The organism is Paracoccus limosus (genome assembly GCF_009711185.1).
In the GTDB taxonomy this organism is placed as follows: domain Bacteria; phylum Pseudomonadota; class Alphaproteobacteria; order Rhodobacterales; family Rhodobacteraceae; genus Paracoccus; species Paracoccus limosus.
This window is the reverse complement of record NZ_WMIF01000008.1, coordinates 98693-119333: the sequence shown is the minus strand read 5'-3', so window position 1 is coordinate 119333 and position 20641 is coordinate 98693. Positions and strand designations below refer to the sequence as shown.

19 protein-coding genes and 1 pseudogene are annotated in these 20641 nt (G+C 65.8%); 17 read left to right on the top strand and 3 right to left on the bottom strand.

Annotated elements, in window-relative coordinates; genetic code table 11:
• Window positions 1-134: 134 nt before the first annotated feature.
• The 15 genes and pseudogenes from dnaK (at window position 135) to GL279_RS07905 (ending at window position 16221) form a co-directional block, all read left to right on the top strand.
• Window positions 135-2045 carry a molecular chaperone DnaK gene (dnaK, locus tag GL279_RS07975; protein ID WP_155064094.1) on the top strand — a complete coding sequence of 637 codons (1911 nt, stop codon included), beginning with the start codon at window positions 135-137 and terminating at the stop codon, window positions 2043-2045.
• A gap of 79 nt (window positions 2046-2124) precedes the next feature.
• On the top strand, window positions 2125-3291 hold the full coding sequence (dnaJ, locus tag GL279_RS07970) for a molecular chaperone DnaJ (protein WP_155064093.1): 1167 nt from the start codon (window positions 2125-2127) through the stop codon (window positions 3289-3291).
• A gap of 128 nt (window positions 3292-3419) precedes the next feature.
• A complete protein-coding gene (radC, locus tag GL279_RS07965) occupies window positions 3420-4205 on the top strand; it encodes a RadC family protein (protein WP_155064092.1) in 786 nt (261 codons plus the stop codon).
• 342 nt (window positions 4206-4547) lie between these two features.
• Window positions 4548-5120 carry a ubiquinol-cytochrome c reductase iron-sulfur subunit gene (gene petA, locus GL279_RS07960; protein ID WP_343039744.1) on the top strand — a complete coding sequence of 191 codons (573 nt, stop codon included), beginning with the start codon at window positions 4548-4550 and terminating at the stop codon, window positions 5118-5120.
• A 10-nt stretch (window positions 5121-5130) separates the two neighbouring features.
• A complete protein-coding gene (gene petB / locus GL279_RS07955) occupies window positions 5131-6453 on the top strand; it encodes a cytochrome b (protein WP_155064091.1) in 1323 nt (440 codons plus the stop codon).
• Window positions 6454-6827: 374 nt separating this feature from the next.
• Window positions 6828-7574 (top strand): annotated as a pseudogene (locus GL279_RS19575) (cytochrome c1); the annotation flags it as partial.
• Between the two features lie 154 nt (window positions 7575-7728).
• On the top strand, window positions 7729-8607 hold the full coding sequence (locus GL279_RS07945; protein ID WP_155064089.1) for a ribokinase: 879 nt from the start codon (window positions 7729-7731) through the stop codon (window positions 8605-8607).
• Window positions 8608-8661: 54 nt separating this feature from the next.
• Window positions 8662-9471, top strand: coding sequence for a S49 family peptidase (locus tag GL279_RS07940; RefSeq protein WP_155064088.1), 810 nt, complete (start codon window positions 8662-8664; stop codon window positions 9469-9471).
• Window positions 9472-9574: 103 nt separating this feature from the next.
• On the top strand, window positions 9575-10345 hold the full coding sequence (locus GL279_RS07935) for an SDR family oxidoreductase (RefSeq protein WP_155064087.1): 771 nt from the start codon (window positions 9575-9577) through the stop codon (window positions 10343-10345).
• 302 nt (window positions 10346-10647) lie between these two features.
• Complete coding sequence (gene uvrC, locus GL279_RS07930) at window positions 10648-12516, top strand: excinuclease ABC subunit UvrC (RefSeq protein ID WP_155064086.1); 1869 nt, start codon at window positions 10648-10650, stop codon at window positions 12514-12516.
• 130 nt (window positions 12517-12646) lie between these two features.
• A complete protein-coding gene (locus GL279_RS07925) occupies window positions 12647-13774 on the top strand; it encodes a Hint domain-containing protein (protein WP_246175231.1) in 1128 nt (375 codons plus the stop codon).
• Window positions 13775-13876: 102 nt separating this feature from the next.
• Window positions 13877-14497 (top strand): CDP-diacylglycerol--glycerol-3-phosphate 3-phosphatidyltransferase, encoded by a 621-nt coding sequence (gene pgsA, locus GL279_RS07920; protein WP_155064085.1) that lies wholly within the window; start codon window positions 13877-13879, stop codon window positions 14495-14497.
• Window positions 14498-14502: 5 nt separating this feature from the next.
• A complete protein-coding gene (moaD, locus tag GL279_RS07915) occupies window positions 14503-14748 on the top strand; it encodes a molybdopterin converting factor subunit 1 (RefSeq protein WP_211371285.1) in 246 nt (81 codons plus the stop codon).
• Window positions 14748-15182, top strand: a complete 435-nt coding sequence (locus tag GL279_RS07910) for a molybdenum cofactor biosynthesis protein MoaE (RefSeq protein WP_155064083.1) — start codon at window positions 14748-14750, stop codon at window positions 15180-15182. Before moaD ends, GL279_RS07910 begins: the two co-directional genes overlap by 1 nt.
• A gap of 82 nt (window positions 15183-15264) precedes the next feature.
• A complete protein-coding gene (locus GL279_RS07905) occupies window positions 15265-16221 on the top strand; it encodes an acetyl-CoA carboxylase carboxyltransferase subunit alpha (RefSeq protein WP_155064082.1) in 957 nt (318 codons plus the stop codon).
• 107 nt (window positions 16222-16328) lie between these two features.
• Here the strand turns inward: GL279_RS07905 and GL279_RS07900 are convergent, their stop codons facing one another.
• Window positions 16329-17597, bottom strand: a complete 1269-nt coding sequence (locus tag GL279_RS07900) for a 4-aminobutyrate--2-oxoglutarate transaminase (RefSeq protein ID WP_155064081.1) — start codon at window positions 17595-17597, stop codon at window positions 16329-16331.
• Between the two features lie 118 nt (window positions 17598-17715).
• Here GL279_RS07900 and GL279_RS07895 point away from each other — a divergent pair, with 118 nt between their 5' ends.
• On the top strand, window positions 17716-18435 hold the full coding sequence (locus GL279_RS07895) for a rhomboid family intramembrane serine protease (protein ID WP_155064080.1): 720 nt from the start codon (window positions 17716-17718) through the stop codon (window positions 18433-18435).
• Here the strand turns inward: GL279_RS07895 and mnmC2 are convergent.
• Window positions 18420-19082 (bottom strand): tRNA (5-methylaminomethyl-2-thiouridine)(34)-methyltransferase MnmC2, encoded by a 663-nt coding sequence (gene mnmC2 / locus GL279_RS07890; RefSeq protein ID WP_155064125.1) that lies wholly within the window; start codon window positions 19080-19082, stop codon window positions 18420-18422. The genes GL279_RS07895 and mnmC2 overlap by 16 nt on opposite strands.
• A 46-nt stretch (window positions 19083-19128) precedes the next feature.
• Here mnmC2 and GL279_RS07885 point away from each other — a divergent pair, with 46 nt between their 5' ends.
• On the top strand, window positions 19129-20145 hold the full coding sequence (locus GL279_RS07885) for an NAD(P)/FAD-dependent oxidoreductase (RefSeq protein WP_155064079.1): 1017 nt from the start codon (window positions 19129-19131) through the stop codon (window positions 20143-20145).
• On the opposite strand, the gene GL279_RS07880 is transcribed toward GL279_RS07885, so the two are convergent.
• The gene (locus GL279_RS07880) at window positions 20129-20638 is read right to left on the bottom strand and encodes an NnrU family protein (RefSeq protein WP_155064078.1); all 510 of its coding nucleotides are present in this window, start codon (window positions 20636-20638) and stop codon (window positions 20129-20131) included. The two genes, GL279_RS07885 and GL279_RS07880, sit on opposite strands and share 17 nt — an antisense overlap.
• Window positions 20639-20641: the final 3 nt, after the last annotated feature.

Here is a 20641-nt window from a genome sequence, read left to right as displayed (position 1 = left end):
TGCAGCCCGTTTCCGGCCTTCCTATATAGCCCAACAAGTCGAGGGGGTCCGCCCCTTCGGTCAACCAGGGATCGGGCCTCGGGGGCCGCTTACGGACCCAATGCCCAGAACATCGCCGCAAGAAAGGTTATTGCATGTCTAAAGTCATCGGCATCGACCTCGGAACCACCAACAGCTGCGTCGCCATCATGGACGGCAGCCAGCCGAAGGTCATCGAGAACTCGGAAGGCGCGCGCACGACGCCTTCGATCGTTGCCTTCACCGATAGCGAACGTCTGGTCGGCCAGCCGGCAAAACGCCAGGCGGTCACCAACCCCACCAACACCGTTTTCGCGGTCAAGCGCCTGATCGGCCGCCGCACCACCGACGCCGAGGTGGAAAAGGACAAGAAACTGGTGCCCTACTCCATCGTCGATGGGGGCAATGGCGACGCCTGGGTCGAAGTCCGGGGCGAGAAATATTCGCCCAGCCAGATCTCGGCCGTGATCCTGCAAAAGATGAAGGAAACCGCTGAGAGCTATCTGGGCGAGACCGTCACGCAGGCCGTCATCACCGTTCCGGCCTATTTCAACGACGCCCAGCGTCAGGCCACCAAGGACGCCGGCAAGATCGCTGGTCTGGAAGTCCTGCGTATCATCAACGAGCCGACCGCGGCCGCGCTGGCCTATGGTCTGGACAAGAAAGAATCGAAAACCATCGCGGTCTATGACCTTGGCGGCGGCACCTTCGACATCACCATTCTGGAAATCGACGACGGTCTGTTCGAAGTGAAGTCGACCAACGGCGACACCTTCCTGGGTGGCGAAGACTTCGACATGCGCATCGTGAACTACCTCGCTGACGAGTTCAAAAAAGAGCATGGCGTCGATCTGACCAAGGACAAGATGGCGCTGCAGCGCCTGAAAGAGGCTGCCGAGAAAGCCAAGATCGAGCTGTCGTCCTCGTCGCAGACCGAGATCAACCAGCCGTTCATCTCGATGGACAAGAACACCGGCACGCCCCTGCACATGGTCATGAAACTGACCCGCGCCAAGCTGGAAAGCCTGGTGGGCGATCTGATCAAGCGCACGATGAAACCGGTTCAGGACGCGCTGAAAGATGCCGGCATGTCCAAGGGCGACATCGACGAGATCGTTCTGGTCGGTGGTATGACCCGGATGCCGAAAGTGGTCGAGGAAGTGACCGCCTTCTTTGGCAAAGAGCCCCATAAAGGCGTGAACCCCGACGAAGTCGTGGCGCTGGGCGCAGCCATTCAGGCCGGCGTGCTGCAAGGCGACGTGAAGGACGTGGTTCTGCTGGACGTGACCCCGCTGTCTCTGGGCATCGAAACGCTGGGTGGCGTGTTCACCCGTCTGATCGACCGCAACACCACGATCCCGACCAAGAAGTCGCAGATCTTCTCGACCGCCGAGGACAACCAGAACGCCGTGACGATCCGGGTGTTCCAGGGCGAACGCGAGATGGCGGCCGACAACAAGCTGCTGGGCCAGTTCAATCTGGAAGACATCCCGCCGGCGCCGCGCGGCATGCCGCAGATCGAGGTCACCTTCGACATCGACGCCAACGGCATCGTCTCGGTCTCGGCCAAGGACAAGGGCACCGGAAAACAGCAGAACATCACCATCCAAGCCTCGGGCGGCCTCAGCGATGAGGACATCGAGAAGATGGTGAAGGACGCCGAGGCCAATGCCGACGCCGACAAGAAGCGCAAGGAACTGGTGGAGGCCAAGAACCAGGCCGAAAGCCTGATCCATTCGACCAAGAAATCGCTGGAAGAGCATGGCGACAAGGTCGACGGCTCGACTGTCGAGGTGATCGAGCTGGCCGTGGGCGCGCTGGAGGATGCGGTGAAAACCGAGGACGCCGGCAAGATCAAGGGCGGCATCCAGAACCTGATGGACGCCTCGATGAAACTGGGCGAAGCGATCTACAAGGCCAGCCAGCCCAGCGAAGACGGTGCCGAGCCCGGCGAGCCGCGGTCGCGCGACGACGATGAGATCGTCGATGCCGATTTCGAGGATCTCGGCGACAACAAGCGCAAGTAAGCGCGCCTTTCGTAACCGGCCGGCCCGCTGCATTGCGCACGGGCCGGCTCTTTCGTGAAAGACCCCGGACGCAATCGACATGGCGAAACGTGATTATTACGAAGTGCTGGGTATAGCTCGGGGCGCCTCGGCCGATGAGATCAAGAAGGCCTATCGCACCAAGGCAAAAGAGCTGCATCCCGACCGCAACAAGGATTGCAAGGTTTCCGAAGCCGCCTTCAAGGAGGTGAACGAGGCCTATGAATGCCTGAAGGATCAGCAGAAAAAGGCCGCCTATGACCGCTTTGGCCATGCCGCCTTCGAAGGTGGTGCCGGTGGTGGTTTTGGCGGTTTCGGCCGTCAGGCACAGGGCGATTTCGGCTCGGCCTTTGCCGATGTGTTCGAGGATCTGTTCGGCGACATGATGGGCCGCCGGCCCGGCGCTTCGGGCGGCCGCTCGCGCGCCAGCCGGGGGCAGGATCTGCGCTACAACCTCAGCGTCACCTTGGAAGAGGCCTTCATCGGCGCCCAAAAGGCGATCAAGGTGCCCGGATCGGTCGCTTGCGCCGCCTGCAACGGCACCGGCGCCGAGGGCGCGGTGGAACCGGCGACCTGTCCGACCTGCTCGGGCATGGGCAAGGTCCGCGCCAGTCAGGGCTTTTTCACCGTCGAGCGCACCTGCCCGACCTGCAACGGTCAGGGCCAGATCGTCAAGAATCCCTGCAAGGAATGCCATGGCGCCGGCCGGATCGAGAAAGAGCGCACGCTTTCGGTCAATATCCCCGCCGGCGTTGAAACCGGCACCCGCATCCGCCTGGCGGGCGAGGGCGAGGCCGGGATGCGCGGCGGCCCGGCGGGCGATCTTTACATCTTCATCGAGGTCCGCGAGCACGAGATCTTCATACGCGACGGTCGCATGCTGGCCTGTCAGGTGCCGGTCAGCATGATCGCCGCCGCCTTGGGCGGCGAGATCGAGGTGCCGACCATCGACGGCGGCCGCTCGCGGGTCAAGATCCCGCCGGGAACGCAATCGGGCAAGCAGCTGCGCCTGCGTGGCAAAGGCATGCCGCCGCTGCGCCACGGCCCCGGCATGAACGGCGAGGCGGGCGACATGCTGATTGAGCTCAGCGTCGAAACCCCGGTGAACCTGACCGCCCGGCAAAAGGAACTGCTGCGCGAGTTCGAGACGATCCACGCAGACAACAGCCCGCAATCCCAAGGCTTCTTCCAGAAGATCAAGGGGTTCTGGGACGAGATGAAGGGCTGACATCCGCAGGCGCGGCCATGGATGGCCACCTTGCAGGATGGGCTTTCAAACAATGGCAAGGGCCGGGAGTGACGCGCGACAAGGCGCGTTAACCCGGCCTTTACCGTTTCCATGGCAGGCTGCGGGCCATGGACAAGAATCGCGCATTTCAGGAAGCCCCTCTGCCGCTCTTTGCGCCGGCAATGCCGGTCGGGGATGAAGCCTCCGACCCGGCTCAGGCGCTTGCCCCGGGCGGGCGATTGCCCAGCTATATCTCGGACCACCGCGCGCGGCTGCGCGAACGCTTCATGCAGGGCGGCGCGGCGGCGCTGCCGGATTATGAATTGCTTGAACTGGTCCTGTTCCGTGCCATCCCGCGTCAGGACGTCAAGCCACTGGCCCGGCTGCTGATCGAGCGTTTCGGCGATTTCAACCGCGTGCTTTCGGCCCCACCGCCCCGGCTGGTCGAGGTGCCCGGCGTCGGCCCGGCCGTGGTGCAAGAGCTGAAGATCGTCGAGGCGGCAGCGCAGCGGCTGGCGCGTTCGCGCGTCATGCACCGCCCGATCCTGACCAGCTGGGAGGCGCTGCTGGACTATTGCCACACCGCCATGGCGCATCGCGAGATCGAACAGTTCCGCGTGCTGTATCTGGACCGCAAGAACGTGCTGATCGCCGATGAGGAGCAGGCCCGCGGTACCGTCGACCATGTCCCGGTCTACCCGCGCGAGATCATGCGCCGCGCGCTGGAACTGACGGCCTCGGCGCTGATTCTGGTGCACAACCATCCCTCGGGCGATCCCACCCCCTCGCAGGCCGATATCACCATGACCAACCGCATCGTCGCGGCGGCCGAGGTGATGGGCATGACCGTGCATGACCACCTGATCATCGGCAAATCCCGCGAGTTGAGCTTTCGCAGCGAGGGGCTGCTGTGACGGCGCCGGACGCGCGCCGCCGCCACATCGACAAGGCCGCCGGCACGCCCGATCCGACGTCCCGTTCAATGCCTGCCCGGGCTGGCATCGCGTCCGCGCGACCGGATCACCTCTCGCCGCCTGCGCTGCGGGGTCCGCGCGCCTGCACGGTCTACCGCAGATTTACTGCATCTTTGGCTGCTAAAATCCCACACCTGCGCAATTTTGCCGCGGCCTCAGTCCCGACCCTAGCTGGACTGACAAGATTTTGATCGCTACAACCTTGCCTCGGGGGGGGAAGTGCGCACGCACGGCCCGCTCCTTCGTTCGCCCAGCAAGGGGCGCATAAATGGAGATGAACCCGTGTCCCACGCAGACGACCACGTAGGCGATCACGGCACCACCCGGAGGGATTTCCTCTACTTCGCGACCGCCGGCGCTGGCGCCGTCGCGGCGGGTGCCGCAGCCTGGACCCTTGTCAACCAGATGAATCCGTCGGCCGATGTGCAGGCTTTGTCCTCGATCCAGGTCGATGTCAGCGGCGTCGAAACCGGCACCCAGCTGACCGTCAAATGGCTGGGCAAGCCCGTGTTCATCCGCCGCCGGACCGAGGACGAGATCCAGAAGGGTCGCGCCGTCGAGCTGAGCCAGCTGATCGACCAGAGTGCCGAAAACGCCAACAAGCCCGGCGAGTCGGCGCTGGACCAGAACCGCACCATGGACGAGGCCGGCGAATGGCTGGTCATGCTGGGGGTTTGCACCCACCTCGGTTGCGTGCCGATCGGCGATGGCGCCGGTGACTTCGGCGGCTGGTTCTGCCCCTGCCACGGCTCGCATTACGATACGGCGGGCCGCATCCGCAAAGGTCCGGCACCGCAGAACCTACATATCCCCGTCGCCGCCTTTGTGAACGACACCACCATCCAGCTGGGCTGAGGAGCGCAAGATGGCCGGAATTCCCCACGACCATTACGAACCCAAGACCGCGCCCGAGCGCTGGCTGAATCGCCGCCTGCCGGTCATCGGGCTGATCTATGACACCATCATGATCCCCACCCCCAAGAACCTGAACTGGTGGTGGATCTGGGGCATCGTGCTGGCTTTCTGCCTGGCGCTGCAGATCGCGACCGGCGTGGTGCTGGTGATGCATTACACGCCGCATGTCGATCTGGCCTTCGCATCGGTCGAACATATCATGCGCGACGTGAACGGCGGCTATATGCTGCGCTACCTGCACGCCAACGGCGCCTCGCTGTTCTTCTTTGCCGTCTATATCCACATCTTCCGCGGCCTCTACTACGGTAGCTACAAGGCGCCCCGCGAGGTGACCTGGATCGTCGGCATGCTGATCTATCTTGCGATGATGGGCACCGCCTTCATGGGCTATGTGCTGCCCTGGGGTCAGATGTCCTTCTGGGGCGCGACCGTCATCACCGGCCTTTTCGGCGCCATTCCGGGCATCGGCGAATCGATCCAGACCTGGCTTCTGGGCGGGCCTGCGGTCGATAACGCGACGCTTAACCGCTTCTTCTCGCTGCACTATCTGCTGCCCTTCGTGATCGCGGCGCTGGTGATCGTCCATATCTGGGCCTTCCACACCACCGGCAACAACAACCCGACCGGGATCGAGGTGCGCCGCGCCAGCAAGGAAGAGGCGCAAAAGGATACGCTGCCCTTCTGGCCCTATTTCGTGGTCAAGGATCTGGTCGGCCTCGCCATCGTGCTGGTGGTGTTCTTTGCCGTCGTCGGTTTCATGCCGAACTATCTGGGCCACCCGGACAACTACACCGAGGCGAACCCGCTGGCGACGCCTGCCCATATCGTGCCGGAATGGTATTTCCTGCCCTTCTACGCGATCCTGCGCGCCTTTACCGCCGATGTCTGGGCGGTGCAGCTGGTGAACTTCCTGTCCTTCGGCATCATCGACGCCAAGTTCTTCGGCGTGCTGGCGATGTTCGGCGCCATCATCGTTCTGGCGCTGGTGCCGTGGCTGGATACCTCGCGCGTGCGTTCGGGCCAGTATCGGCCGCTGTTCAAATGGTGGTTCTGGATCCTCGCCGTCGACTTCGTCGTGCTGATGTGGGTGGGCGCCATGCCGGCCGAAGGGATCTATCCCTATATCGCGCTGGCCGGTGCGGCCTATTGGTTCGCCTATTTCCTGGTGATCCTGCCGCTTCTCGGCATCGTCGAGAAACCGCTGCCGATGCCCTCGACCATCGAGGAAGACTTCAACGCCCATTACGGCGCGACCACCCATCCTGCCGAGTAAGGAGAGGCACCATGACCCTGAGAAACGCACCGCTCACGGCTGTTGCGGCCCTGACCGTTGCCTTGGCAGGTGCCGCGCTGGCGCAGGAGAATTCCACCGCGCCCGACAGCACCGCGCCCGTCGCAACGACGCCGGCCCCCGCCGCGGAACCGGCCCCCGCCCCCGCAGCCCCGGCTGCGGCGGAACCGGCGGCCGAACAGCCCGCTGCTGCCCCCGAGGCGGCAGCACCTGCTCCGGCAGAACCGGCCAAGCCCGAGGCCGCCGCTGCGGAACCCGCAGCGACCGCGCCTGCCGGCGAACCTGCAGCTGCTGAACCGGCCGCAGCCGAGCCCGCAGCCGCAGCGCCCGCCGGAGAGCATGCCGCCGCCGAAGGCGCGGCCGCTCCGGCCGCCCATGCCGCGCCGCATATCGAAGATATCTCGTTCAGCTTCGAAGGTCCGTTCGGCAAGTTCGACCAGTTCCAGCTGCAACGCGGCCTGCAGGTCTATACCGAGGTCTGCTCGGCCTGCCACGGTCTGCGCTATGTGCCGCTGCGCACTCTAGGCGACGCGGGCGGCCCTGCCCTGCCCGAGGATCAGGTCCGTGCCTATGCCGCGAACCTGACCATCGTCGACGCTGAAACCGGCGAGGAGCGCCCGCGCGTTCCCACCGACCATTTCCCGACCGTGCATGGCGATGGCATGGGCCCGGACCTGTCGCTGATGGCTAAGGCGCGCGCCGGCTTCCACGGGCCCTATGGCTCCGGGATCTCGCAGCTGTTCAACGGCATCGGCGGGCCGGAATACATCCACGCCATCCTGACCGGATTCAACGGCGAATCCAAGGACGAGGCGGGCAGCACCTTCTATCACAACGCCGCCTTCTCGACCGGCTGGATCAAGATGCCGCCGCCCCTGTCCGATGGTCAGGTCACCTATGAGGACGGCACCGAAGCCACGGTGGACCAGATGTCGCGCGACGTCTCGGCCTTCCTGATGTGGACCGCCGAGCCCAAAATGATGGCGCGCAAGCAGGTTGGTTTCATCTCGGTGATCTTCCTGATCGTGCTGGCCTCGCTGCTTTATCTGACCAACAAGCGGCTGTGGCTGCCGATCAAGCATCCGGGCCACAAGCCCGAATAAGCCGACAGGCCCCGACAATCGCAGCGCGCTCCCATCCCGATGGGGGCGCGTTCGTCATTTGCGGCGCTGTTTCATATGGTGCGGGCCGGGCGAGTGCTGGACAAACCCGGCCGCAGCGGCTTGGATGCCGCCGCGCAGACAAGGAAAGGCGGCCATGACGATCTATAACCTCGGCTCGATCAACATCGACCATGTCTATCGGCTGGCCGCGCTGCCGCAGGCGGGCGAAACCATCCATTCGCAATCCTATGGCCAGGGTCTGGGCGGCAAGGGCGCCAATCAGTCGGTCGCCGCCGCCCGCGCCGGGGCGCAGGTGCACCATCTGGGCGCAATGGGCACGGGCGATGATTGGGTGCTTGACCGGCTGCGCGATGCCGGGGTCGACACCGGGGGTATCGCCCGGCTGGCCGATGAGGCCACCGGCCATGCCATCATTCTGGTTGAACAGGGGGCCGAGAATTCGATCGTGCTGCATCCCGGCGCCAATGGCGCGCTGCCGGCGGATCGGATCGCGGCGGGGCTTAGGGGCATCGGGCCGGGCGACATCCTGCTGATGCAGAACGAAACCAGCCTGCAGGCCGAAACCGCCGCCCGCGCCAAGGCTGCCGGCGCGCGGGTGATCTATTCCGCCGCCCCCTTCGAGATCGAGGCCCTGCGCGCCGTGCTGCCGCATATCTCGATCCTTGCCGTGAACGAGGGCGAGGCCCGCCAGACCTTTGCCGCCTTTGGCGAGGATCTGCCGGTCGAGGGCCTGCTGATCACCCGGGGCGCCGATGGCGCCGAATACCGCGACCTGCTCAGCGGCAAGACGACGCTGCAACCGGCCTTCAAGGTCGAGGCGGTGGATACCACCGGCGCCGGCGACTGCTTTGCCGGCTGGTTCGCCGCCGGGCTGGCGCGGGGCGAGGACGTGGCGACGGCGCTGCGCCATGCCTCGGCGGCGGCGGCGCTGCAGGTGACGCGCAAGGGGGCGGGCGACGCCATGCCCGACCGCGCCGAAGTGCTGGACTTTCTGAACGCCCGAAACTCCTGAAACCCCTGGGGCCGACGCTTGCCGAAGCCCACCGCCATCCCTATCTGAAAGCGCATGAAAATCCCATTCCTTCACCGCTTCCTGAACCCGCAGCCGCAGGTTGCCGTCATCCGCCTGCAGGGCGCGATTGGCATGGCGTCCCGCGGCGGCGGGCTGTCGGACGCGGGGCTTGCCCCGGTCCTTGAACGCGCCTTCAAGCGCAAGAAACCGGCTGCGGTGGCGCTGGTGATCAATTCGCCCGGCGGCTCGCCGGTGCAATCCAGCCTGATCGGCGCCCGCATCCGCCGGCTGGCGCAGGAACATGACGTGCCGGTGCATGCCTTCGTCGAGGATATGGCGGCCTCGGGCGGCTACTGGCTGGCCTCCAGCGCGGATTTCATCTGGGCCGATGAAAGCTCGGTCCTGGGCTCGATCGGGGTGATCTCGGCCGGTTTCGGCTTTGACGAGCTGATCGGGCGCTGGGGCATCCAGCGCCGGGTGCATACCGCCGGCCAGTCGAAATCCATGCTGGACCCGTTCCGCCCGGAAACCCCCGAGGATGTGGCGCGGCTGACCCGGCTGCTGGAGCCGATCCATCAGGCCTTCAAGGACCAGATCACCGCCCGGCGCGGCAGCCGTCTGGCCGCCGACCGCAATCTGTTCACCGGGGAAATCTGGACCGGCCGGCAGGCGGTCGAGCTGGGGCTGGCCGATGGCATCGCCCATCTGGTGCCAAAAATGCGCGAGCTTTACGGCGACAAGGTGCAGTTCCTGCCCTATGGCCAGCGCGTGCCACTGTTGAAACGCTTTGGCCTGTCCGCCGACGAAGTGGTGGGCAGCCTGCAGGAACAGGCGGCCTTTGCCCGATTCGGAGCCGGCGGATGATCAAGACCGTTCTTCTGTGCCTGCTGATCCTGATCGCGCTGGCCCTGGCCGCCGGACCCGGCGTGCGGCGGCTGATCGCCAAGATCCTAGGGATCCCCCACAAATGACCGCGCTGGTCACCGGGGGCGCGCGCCGTCTGGGCCGCGCCATGGTGCTGGAACTGGCGCGGCGCGGCCATGACGTGGCGATCCATTGCCACGGCTCGGAACCAGAGGCCGAAGAGGTTGCCGCCAAGGCCCGCGCGCTGGGGGTGCGGGCGCAGGTCTTTGTCGCCGATCTGCTGGACTTCGACCAGACGGCGGCACTGCTGCCCGAGGTGACGGCCGCGTTGGGACAGCTGTCGGTGCTGGTCAACAACGCCTCGCTGTTCGACCCCGACACGATCCATGACGCCAGCCGCGCCAGCTGGGACCGGCATATGGATTCGAACCTGCGCGCGCCGTTCTTTCTGTCGCAGGCCTTTGCCGCGCAGGCCCTGCCCGCCGACCGTTCCGGCCCCGAGCCGCTGGCCCGCGCCCAGATCGTCAACATGCTGGACCAGCGCGTGCTGAAGCCCACGCCGGATTTCATGACCTATGCGCTGGCCAAGGCCGGGCTGTGGTGGTTGACCCGCACCATGGCACAGGCGCTGGCGCCCGATATCCGCGTCAATGCCATCGGCCCCGGCCCGACCCTGCAAGGCAGCCGGCAAAGCCCCGAGGACTTTCGTCAGCAGCGCGCCGCCACGCCCTTGCAGCGCGGCGCCGATGAAACCGATGTCTGCGCCGCCCTGACCTATCTGCTGGCGGCCCGTTCCGTCACCGGCCAGATGATCTGCACCGATGGCGGTCAGCATCTGAATTGGCGCACGACGGATGTGCTGGGTGTCGAATAGCGCTGTGCCTCGCCCGGCCCGCGTCAAGTTGTCCACTTTGGGAAAGCCTGTCGTAATATCTTTACGATTCTTCCAACGGATTCAGCGCATTGTTACTGTCATAAAAAATATCCTTGCAAATCAACGACCTGCAATATTGCCTCTTTTTTGCGCAGGTCAACCAAACCCCAATAATTGCTGCATGAGACACCATTGCTCCCAAGGAGACTCACAGACTTATCCCCAGATTCCGTGGACAGGATTCCCCTTGTATTCCTCTGCCAGAACTCGCAGCCGAAGGTTCGGAATCATTGGTTAGCAGCATGAACGATTCTTCCACCGACAAGCCCGCCAAGACCGGCCAGCCCCTGATCCAGGACTATCTGAAGACGCTGGACGGCTCGCCCGGCGTCTATCGGATGCTGGATGCGCAGGGCGCGGTGCTTTACGTCGGCAAGGCGCGCAACCTGCGGGCTCGGGTTTCGAACTATGCGCGCGGCACCGGCCATTCGGCGCGGATCGCGCGGATGATCCGCGAAACCTGCGCGATGATGTTCCTGACGACCAAGACGGAAACCGAGGCGCTGCTTCTGGAGCAGAACCTGATCAAGCAGCTGAAGCCGCGCTACAACGTGCTGTTGCGCGACGACAAAAGCTTTCCGAACATTCTGGTGGCGAAATCCCACCCCTTTGCCCAGATCAAGAAGCATCGCGGCGCGAAATCTGAAAAGGGCGATTATTACGGCCCCTTTGCCAGCGCGGGCGCGGTGAACCGGACGCTGAACCAGTTGCAGCGGGTGTTCCTGCTGCGCTCTTGCACCGATGCGACATTCAGCAGCCGCACCCGCCCCTGCCTGCTGTTCCAGATCAAGCGTTGTTCGGCGCCCTGCACGGGCCGGATCGAGCAGGCCGATTACAACGCGCTGGTGCAGGATGCCGAACGCTTCCTGCAGGGCAAATCCACCGCCGTGCAGGCCAATCTGGCGCGCGAGATGGCCGAGGCCGCCGAGGCGATGGAATATGAACGCGCCGCCGCCCTGCGCGACCGGATCAAGGCACTGACTGCCGTGCAGTCCGTGCAGGCGATCAACCCGCGCGGCGTCCCCGAGGCCGATGTGATCGCGCTGCATATGGAGGGCGGTCAGGCCTGCGTGCAGGTGTTCTTCATTCGCGGCAATCAAAGCTGGGGCAACCGCGATTTCTACCCCAAGCTCAACGGCGTCGAATCCGCCGATGAGGTGATGCAGGCCTTTCTGGCGCAATTCTATGACGGCAAGGTGCCGCCGCGTATGGTCCTGTTGTCACATGGCATCGAGGACCCCGACCTGATGGCCGAGATCCTGACCCAGAAGGCCGGGCGCAAGGTGGTTCTGGGCGTGCCCCAGCGCGGCGAAAAGGCCGAGCTGGTCGAAAACGCCCTGCGCAATGCCCGCGAAAGTCTGGCCCGGCGCATGTCCGAAAGTGCCGCACAGGCCCGCCTGCTGGAAGGTCTAGCCGAGGCGTTTGAGCTGCCGGAGGCGCCAAACCGCATCGAAATCTACGACAACAGCCACATTCAAGGCACCAATGCCGTCGGCGGCATGGTGGTCGCGGGCCCCGAGGGCTGGATCAAAAGCCAGTATCGCAAGTTCAACATCAAGGGCACCGAGATCACGCCCGGCGACGATTTCGGCATGATGAAAGAGGTGCTGACCCGCCGCTTTGCCCGGTTGCTGAAAGAAGATCCCGACCGTCAGTCCGACGCATGGCCCGACCTGCTGCTGATCGACGGCGGCGCGGGACAGGTGTCAGCGGTGCATCAGATCATGGTCGAGATGGGGGTCGAGGACATCCCCATGGTCGGCGTCGCCAAGGGCGAGGATCGCGACCACGGCAAGGAAGAGTTCCACCGCCCCGGCCAGCGCCCCTTTGCCCTGCGCATGAACGACCCGGTGCTGTATTTCATCCAGCGCCTACGCGACGAAGCGCACCGCTGGGCCATCGGCACCCACCGCGCCAAGCGCGCCAAGGCGGTTATGGCGAACCCTCTGGACGAAATCGCCGGCGTCGGTGCCAGCCGCAAACGCGCGCTCTTGCAGCATTTCGGCAGCGCCAAGGCGGTCAGCCGCGCCGGCCTTGCCGACCTGATGGCCGTGGACGGCATCAGTGAATCGCTGGCCCAAAAGATCCTGGATCACTTCCAGAAGGGTTGATTGCAGTCATATTGGTCTTGATTAGGCATCATTGCCTATAATCGAGAAAGAAATACACATTTAAGCAGATTATTATACATATGACTCGATCACGCGGCGAATTCTCGTCCGCGTCCGCAGGCAATCGAGCATGGCGACCATCACTCTCTATTCCACCGACAGCATTCCGATTTCGCGCCTGGACGGCAACAGCATGGGCCAGAACCCGATCAGGGCGGCGGTCAATGGCAATGCCTTTTCCTGGCAGAATCCGTCCGACGTGCAGATGACGTTCGGACAGCCGAATGCCTCGGTCACATTTGCCGACCAGGACTCGGTCCTCAGCGGCAATCCGGTCAGCGGCTCGAATGTCACGGACCAGTTGCTGCAGGGCTCGACCACCATCGACGGCACTGCCTACAGCCAAAGCGACAGTAACGTTCTGTGGCAGGGCGCCGTCTATGTCCGGGCCGAATATACCGTCACGCTTTACGACGCTGCCGGCCAATCCTACGAGATGGCAGGCGTCTCGATCGTATCCGGCTACAGCCCTGCGGTCGCCGGCGTCGCCTTTGTGAACGGCGCCCCACCCCCCGGCACGACGCTTTACTATCGTCAGGGCAACTCCGGTTTCGACGGCGACCCCGAGCTGCCGCTGGACGCAATCTGCTTTGCCGCCGGCAGCCTGATCGCCACCGAAGGCGGCGAAGTCGCCGTCGAGGATCTGCGGCCCGGCATGCGGGTGGTGACGCGCGACGGCGGGTTACAGCCGGTGCTTTGGGTCGGACAGCGCCGGCTGGATGCCGCCGCATTGTCGGCGGCGCCGCATCTGCACCCGATCCGCATCCGGGCCGGCGCGCTGGGACCGGATCTGCCCCGCCGCGATCTGGTCGTGTCGCCGCAGCACCGCATTCTGGTCCGCTCGACCATTGCGCAACGCATGTTCGGCGCCGCCGAGGTGCTGGTGGCCGCCAAGGCCCTGCTGGATCTGGACGGGGTCGAGATCGCGGGCGATCTGCAAGCCGTGACCTATGTGCATTTCCTGCTGCCCCGGCATCACGTCGTGCTGGCCGAGGGGCTGGAAAGCGAATCGCTGCTGACCGGCCCGCAGGCGCTGCGCACGCTTGGCAAGGCCGCCCGGGCCGAGATCGAGGCCCTGTTGCCCGGCGTGCTGGACGGCGATCACCAGCCCCGGGGCGCTCGCCCGCTTCCCCCGGTTGGCCGTGCCCGCCGCCTTGCGCAGCGCCACAGCCGCAATGGCAGGCCACTGGTGCAGTGACCTTCGCCCGGGGCCGGTGATGCAGATGTCGCGGCCCCGGACATCGCGATGCCCGCGCCTTCGCCCCTTCCCCCCGCCGCCACAACAGCCTAGATTGCGGCCATGCGCTGGACCCTGCCCAATATTCTGACCGTTCTGCGACTTGCGGCTGCGCCGCTGGTGCCGCTGATGTTCTTTTTCCTCAGCCGACCCTTTGCCGATTTTGCGGCGCTGGCGCTGTTTCTGGTGGCGGCGATCACCGACTGGTTCGACGGCTATCTGGCCCGCGCCTGGAAACAGGAAAGCCGCTTTGGCGCCGCCATGGACCCGATCGCCGACAAGGCCATGGTCATCATCGCCGTCGTGGTCATCACCGGCTATTCCGGCATGAACCCGTGGCTGATCCTGCCCTCGACCGTGATCCTGTTCCGCGAGGTCTTTGTCTCGGGCTTGCGCGAATATCTGGGCGACCGCTCGCGGCTGCTGAAGGTGACCAAGCTGGCAAAATGGAAGACCACGGCCCAGATGGTCGCCATCGCCGTGCTGTTTCTGGGCACCGGGCTGAACTATTATGAGGTCGGCCATCCGCCGCTGGTCGGCGAAACCAAGCTGCCCTGGTCCGACAGCTGGTCGGATCTGGCGACGCAGATCGGGCTTTTGCTGATCTGGGTGGCGGCGGCGCTGACCGCGATCACCGGCTGGGATTATTTCGACAAGGCCCGGCCCTATCTGAGGGATCCGTGATGGCGCTGGACGTGCTCTATTTCGCCTGGCTGCGCGAACGCATCGGCCAGCCGCGCGAACGGGTCGAGACCGGGGCCACCACCGTGCGCGAACTGGTGGCCGAACTGGCCGCCATGGACGAATGGCACGCCGCCGCGCTGTCGGATCTGGCGGCGGTGCGGGTTGCCGTCGATCAGGAGCTGGCCGATCTGGACGCACCGTTGGCCGGCGTGCGCGAGGTCGCCTTTTTCCCGCCGATGACGGGCGGCTGATGGGCGCCCGCGTCCAGACCGCGCCCTTTGACCTTGCCGCCGAGCTGGCGGGCTTTGGCGCAGGGGCCGGCGCGGTCGTCACCTTTTCCGGTCTGGTGCGCGACGAGGGTGGCCGGCTTCTGGCGCTTGAGATCGAACATTATCCCGGCATGACCGAAAAGGCGCTGCAAGCCTATGGCGAAACGGCCGCCCGGCGGTTCGAGCTGACCGACTGGCGGGTGATCCATCGCCATGGCCGCCTGAGCGTGGGCGAGCCGATCATGATGGTTGCCACCGCCGCCCGGCACCGGCAGGCGGCCTTTGAGGCTGCGGAATATCTGATGGATTGGCTGAAATCGCGTGCGCCCTTCTGGAAGCGCGAAATCGGCCCGGACGGCCCCGGCGACTGGGTTGCCGCCAAGGACAGCGACGAGGACGCGCTGGCCCGGTGGTGATCCGGCAAGACGAGGCGCAAGTTGCAATCCCGGCCACGGGCGATCATATAAGTGCCAGCCGGATGACAGCGCGGAGCCCTGCATGACCTATCTCGAGTTCGAAAAGCCGCTTGCCGACCTTGAGGGCAAGGCCGAGGAGCTGCGCGCCCTGGCCCGCAAGGGCGAAGGCGTGGACCTTGAGAAAGAGGCCGCCGCGCTGGACAAGAAGTCCGAGGAGATGCTGCGCGACCTCTACAAGCAGCTCGATCCCTGGCGCAAGACGCAGGTGGCGCGCCACCCCGAACGTCCGCATTGCAAGGACTATATCGAGGCGCTGTTCACCGAATACACGCCCTTGGCCGGCGATCGCGCCTTTGGCGAGGATCACGCCGTCATGGGCGGCCTCGCACGGTTCCGCGACGCGCCTTGTGTCATCATCGGCCATGAAAAGGGCAATGACACCAAATCGCGCATCACCCATAACTTCGGCATGGCCCGGCCCGAGGGCTATCGCAAGGCGATCAGGCTGATGGATCTGGCCGACCGTTTTCGCCTGCCGGTGATCACGCTGGTCGACACCCCCGGCGCCTATCCCGGAAAAGGTGCAGAGGAACGCGGCCAGTCCGAAGCCATTGCCCGCTCGACCGAGAAATGCCTGCAGATCGGCGTGCCGCTGGTCTCGGTCATCATCGGCGAGGGTGGTTCGGGCGGCGCCGTGGCTTTTGCCACCGCCAACCGCATCGCCATGCTGGAACATTCGATCTATTCGGTGATTTCGCCAGAGGGCTGCGCCTCGATCCTGTGGAAGGATGCCGAGAAGATGCGCGATGCGGCCACCGCGCTGAAACTGACGGCGCAGGATCTGAAAAAGCTCGACGTGATCGACCGCATCATCCCCGAGCCGATGGGCGGTGCGCAGCGTGCCCCTGCCGAAGCCATCGCCGCCGTGGGCGCGGCGCTGGCCGAAATGCTGGCCGAGTTCGAGGGCAAGAAGCCGGCCGAGATCATCAAGGACCGGCGGCAGAAGTTCCTGCACATGGGGTCCAAGGTCTTGGCCTGAGCGCCCGGCCGCAGTGCCGCATGGGTATTTGAAAAATGGTGAAATGGCCGGGCCGGGTTGCGGCTTGGCCGTTCGGATGAGGGGCCGCCCGCAGGGGCGGCCCGTTTTCATTGGCGGGCGGCGTGAATCGCGGCTTCGAGGATGTCGAGCGCCTCGTCGAAGACCGCATCCTGAATCGTCAGCGGCGCGAGAAAGCGGATGACATTGCCGTAGACGCCGCAGGTCAGCAGGATCAGGTTGCGCTGTAGCGCCTGTTCGCGGACGCGGTTCGCCATGCCGGGGTTGGGGCGGTCGCTGCCGGCGAGATTGAATTCGACCGCGTTCATGAAGCCGGGGCCGCGGATGTCGGCGATTTCCGGCACGTCATGGGCAATGCCCGCCAGCCGCTGTTTCAGGCGCTGGCCGAGGCGGGTGGCGCGGGCGCAAAGATCCTCGTCGGCGATCACGTCCAGCACGGCATGGGCCGCCGCCACCGCCAGCGGATTGCCGGCATAGGTGCCGCCCAGACCGCCGGGTGCCGGGCTGTCCATCACCTCGGCCCGACCGGTCACGGCGCTGATCGGCAGCCCGCCGCCCAGCCCCTTGGCCATGGTGGTCAGATCGGCCGCGACGCCGTGATGTTCCATCGCGAACAGCCGGCCGGTGCGGGCAAAGCCGGTCTGCACCTCATCGGCGATCAGCAGCAGCGAATATTTGTCGCAGATCTGGCGCAGCTGCTGCAAAAAGCCCGCCGGCGCCTCGTAGAAGCCGCCCTCGCCCTGCACCGGCTCGACGATGATGGCGGCGACGCGCGCCGGATCGACGTCGGATTTGAACAGCCGGTCCAGCGCGGCCAGCGCCTCGTCCTGACTGGTGCCATGCAGGGCATTGGGAAAGGGCAAATGCCAGATGTCGTTCATCATCGGGCCGAAGCCGGCCTTGTAGGGCTGCACCTTGCCGGTCAGCGACATGCCAAGGAAGGTGCGGCCATGGAAGGCGCCGGAAAAGGCAATGATGCCGGCGCGGCCGGTGTAATGGCGGGCGATCTTGATGGCGTTTTCCACCGCCTCGGCGCCGGTGGTGTAGAAGGCGGTCTTTTTCGGCCCCGGACCCGGCACCAGATCGTTCAGCCGCTCGGCCAGGGCGACGTAGTTTTCGTAAGGCACCACTTGATGGCAGGTATGGGTAAAGCGGTCGAGCTGGTCGCGCACCGCCTGCACCACGCGCGGATGGCGATGGCCGGCGTTGACCACGGCAATGCCGGCGGCAAAGTCGATGTAGCGGCGGCCCTGGGCATCCCAGATCTCGGCATTCTCGGCGCGTTCGGCGTAGATCTGCGTGGTCATGCCGACGCCGCGCGCGATGGCGGCATTCTTGCGGTCGGTCAGGCTGGTCATCGGCCCCTCCTCGGCTGCGATTCGCCGCGATGCTATACGGGCGCCCGACAGCGGAACAGGACTCACTTGCGCCGGGCGGGGCGTTGCTTCACGCTGTCGTGAAATCCGAAGGCCCTGCATGTTCCCGATCCGCGACCACAACCCGTCCCAGCGCCCGCCCTATGTCAGGAATCTGCTGATCCTGATCAATGTCGCGATGTTTCTGCTGACCGCGCCATGGGCGGGGAATGCGGTCGAAATCTGGGACCGGCTGGCGCTTTACCCGGTGGCGATCATGCATGGCGACTGGCTGTGGGGGCTGGTCACGCATATGTTCCTGCATGCCGGCATCCTGCATATTGCTGGCAACATGCTGTTTTTGTGGGTCTTTGGCGACAATATGGAGGATCAGCTGGGCCATGGCGGCTTTTTGCTGTTCTATCTGGCCTGCGGGCTGGCGGCGGCGGCAGGCCAGATCATGGCCGACCCCGAAAGCAGCATCCCGATGATCGGCGCCTCGGGGGCGATCGCGGGGGTGATGGGCGGCTATCTGTTGCTGTTCCCGCGCGCACGGGTCGATGTCATCGCCATCATCATCATCTTTATCCGCCGCTTTACCATCCCGGCATCGGTGCTGCTGGCGGTCTGGTTCGGGCTGCAGCTGGTGTCGGGGCTGACGTTGGTCGATGACGGCGTGGCCTATGCCGCCCATGCGGCGGGTTTCGTCGCCGGCATCGTGCTGGCGCTGCCGCGGTTCCTGGCCTTGGGCGGGCGCGCCTTCTGGGACCGCACCCATGGCAAGCCGCCGCATCTGCCGGCGCAATTCGCGCCCTCGCGGCTGCCTCAGGTCAGGCGCTGACCCCGGCTCATGTGGCGCTTGCCGGCAAAGCCCTGCACGCGGCTGACCTCGAAGCCGGCGGCTGCCAGCGCCCGGCGGACATGGCCGGCGGCGGTATAGGTGGCGAATGTGCCGCCCGGCGCGGTGTGGCGGCCGACCTCGGCCATCAGCGCCTCGCCCCACAGTTCGGGGTTCTTGGCCGGAGAGAACCCGTCCAGAAACCAAGCATCCGCCCGCCCCGGCCAAAGGGCCAGCGCCTCGCGGGCGTCGCCCTCGATGATTTCCGCCGTGACATGGCCCAGCTGAAAGCGCCGCGCGGGCCAGCCTTCGCGCAGCCCCCCGGCCAGCGCCGCCAATTCAGGAAAGGCGGCATGGGCGCGCTCAAGCTCGGGGACGCTCATCGGATAGGCCTCGAAACTGGTGAAACGCACGGGCACCTTGGCCACCTGCGCCAGCGCCAGCAGGTTCAGCCCGGTGCCAAAGCCCAGCTCCGCCACCTGAAATCCGGGCACCAGCCGCGCCGGCAGGTCGTTGCCGGCCAGAAACACATGCCGGGTTTCGTTCAGCCCGCCGTTCAGGCTGAAATACGGGTCGTCGAAGCGGCGCGAGACCGGGATCGCGCCCTCGCGCCAATCCAGATCCGCCGCACTCTGGTCCTGCCGGTCCATCCGCGCTAACTCCTGTTTTCCGGGCAGATGCGGCAGGGGCAGGACGATGGCAAGCGAAATCACCGTGGCGGGCGCCGGCATCTTTGGCCTGTCCTGCGCGTGGGAGCTGATCCGGCGCGGCCAGCGCGTGCGCGTGGTCGAGGCGGTGCGGATCGGCGCCGGTGCCTCGGGCGGGCATGTCGGCGCGCTGGCCCCGCACGCGCCCGAGACGTGGAATGCCAAGAAACAGGTCCAGCTTGATGCGCTGATCGCCGCCGCCGGTTGGTGGGCCGAGGTGGCGGATGCCGGCGGCTGCGATCCCGGCTATGCCCGCACCGGCCGCATCCAGCCGGTGGCGCCGGGAACCGAGGCGCGCATGGCCGAACGCATCGCCGGCGCCCGCCGGCATTGGCCCGACTGGGCGGCGATGGAGCTGACCGATGCACCCGAGGCGGCCTTGGTGCCGCTGTCCGAATCGGGCCTGTGGCTGATCGACCGGCTGACCGCCCGCATCAGCCCGCGCCGGGCCTGCGCCGCGCTGGCCGCCGCGATCCGCGCGCGTGGCGGCGAAATCGTCGAGGGCGCGCCTGCGCAGGGCCCGGCCATCTGGGCCACGGGCACGGCGGGGCTGGCGCCCTTTGGCGGCAATGGCGTCAAGGGCCAGTCGGCGCTTCTGGATTTTCCGGCATCGCAGGCGCCGCAGGTCTTTGCCGACGGGCTGCATATCGTGCCCCATGCCGATGGCACGGTGGCCATCGGCTCGACCTCGGAACGCGATGTGACCGATCTGGGCACGGACGCGCAGCTCGACGCCCTGATCGCCAAGGCTCGCGCCATCTGCCCGGCCTTGGCCGATGCGAAGGTCGTCGACCGCTGGGCCGGGTTGCGCCCGCGCGCGCCCTCACGCGCGCCGATGGTCGGGCCGTGGCCGGGCAGGCCCGGTGATTATGTCGCCAATGGCGGCTTCAAGATCGGCCTTGCCATGGCGCCGGCCTGCGCGGGCCTTCTGGCCGACCTGATCCTGACCGGACAGGATCACATCCCCGAGGGCTTTCGCCCGCCCGAACTCACGGTGCCGGGCTGACCCCGATCACCAAGGGATGCAGGTGGAACAGCCCCGCCCACAGCAACAGCGCCAGCGCCACCCGCTGCCAGCTGATCACCAGCCGCAGCCCCCGCCGCAGCCCGATCGCCAGCCCCAGCAGCGCATAGCTCAGCAGGATCCCGAACAGCAGCACATGCGCCAGATCGCCATTGGCCAGCAGATGCGTCCCCGCCCATAGCGTAAAGGCCGCCATCAGCCCGGCCATACCTCCGGTCGCTGCCAGCAGGAACGCCACCGGCATCGCCAGATTGACGGCCCAGCGCATCCATGGCTCTTGCGGCCAGATCTCGACCCAAGGGGCGCGCCCGGCCGCGACGATCAGCCAGTAAAGCAGGCCCAGCGACAGCAGGCTGTAGCCCAGCACATAGGCCCGCCGCCCGAGCCGGGCGACCAAGGGGCCGCGCAGCCGCATCGGCACGACATGCGCGCCCAGAAATGCGGCCAAGGCCGCCGAAAACTCTGCCCATTCCATGCC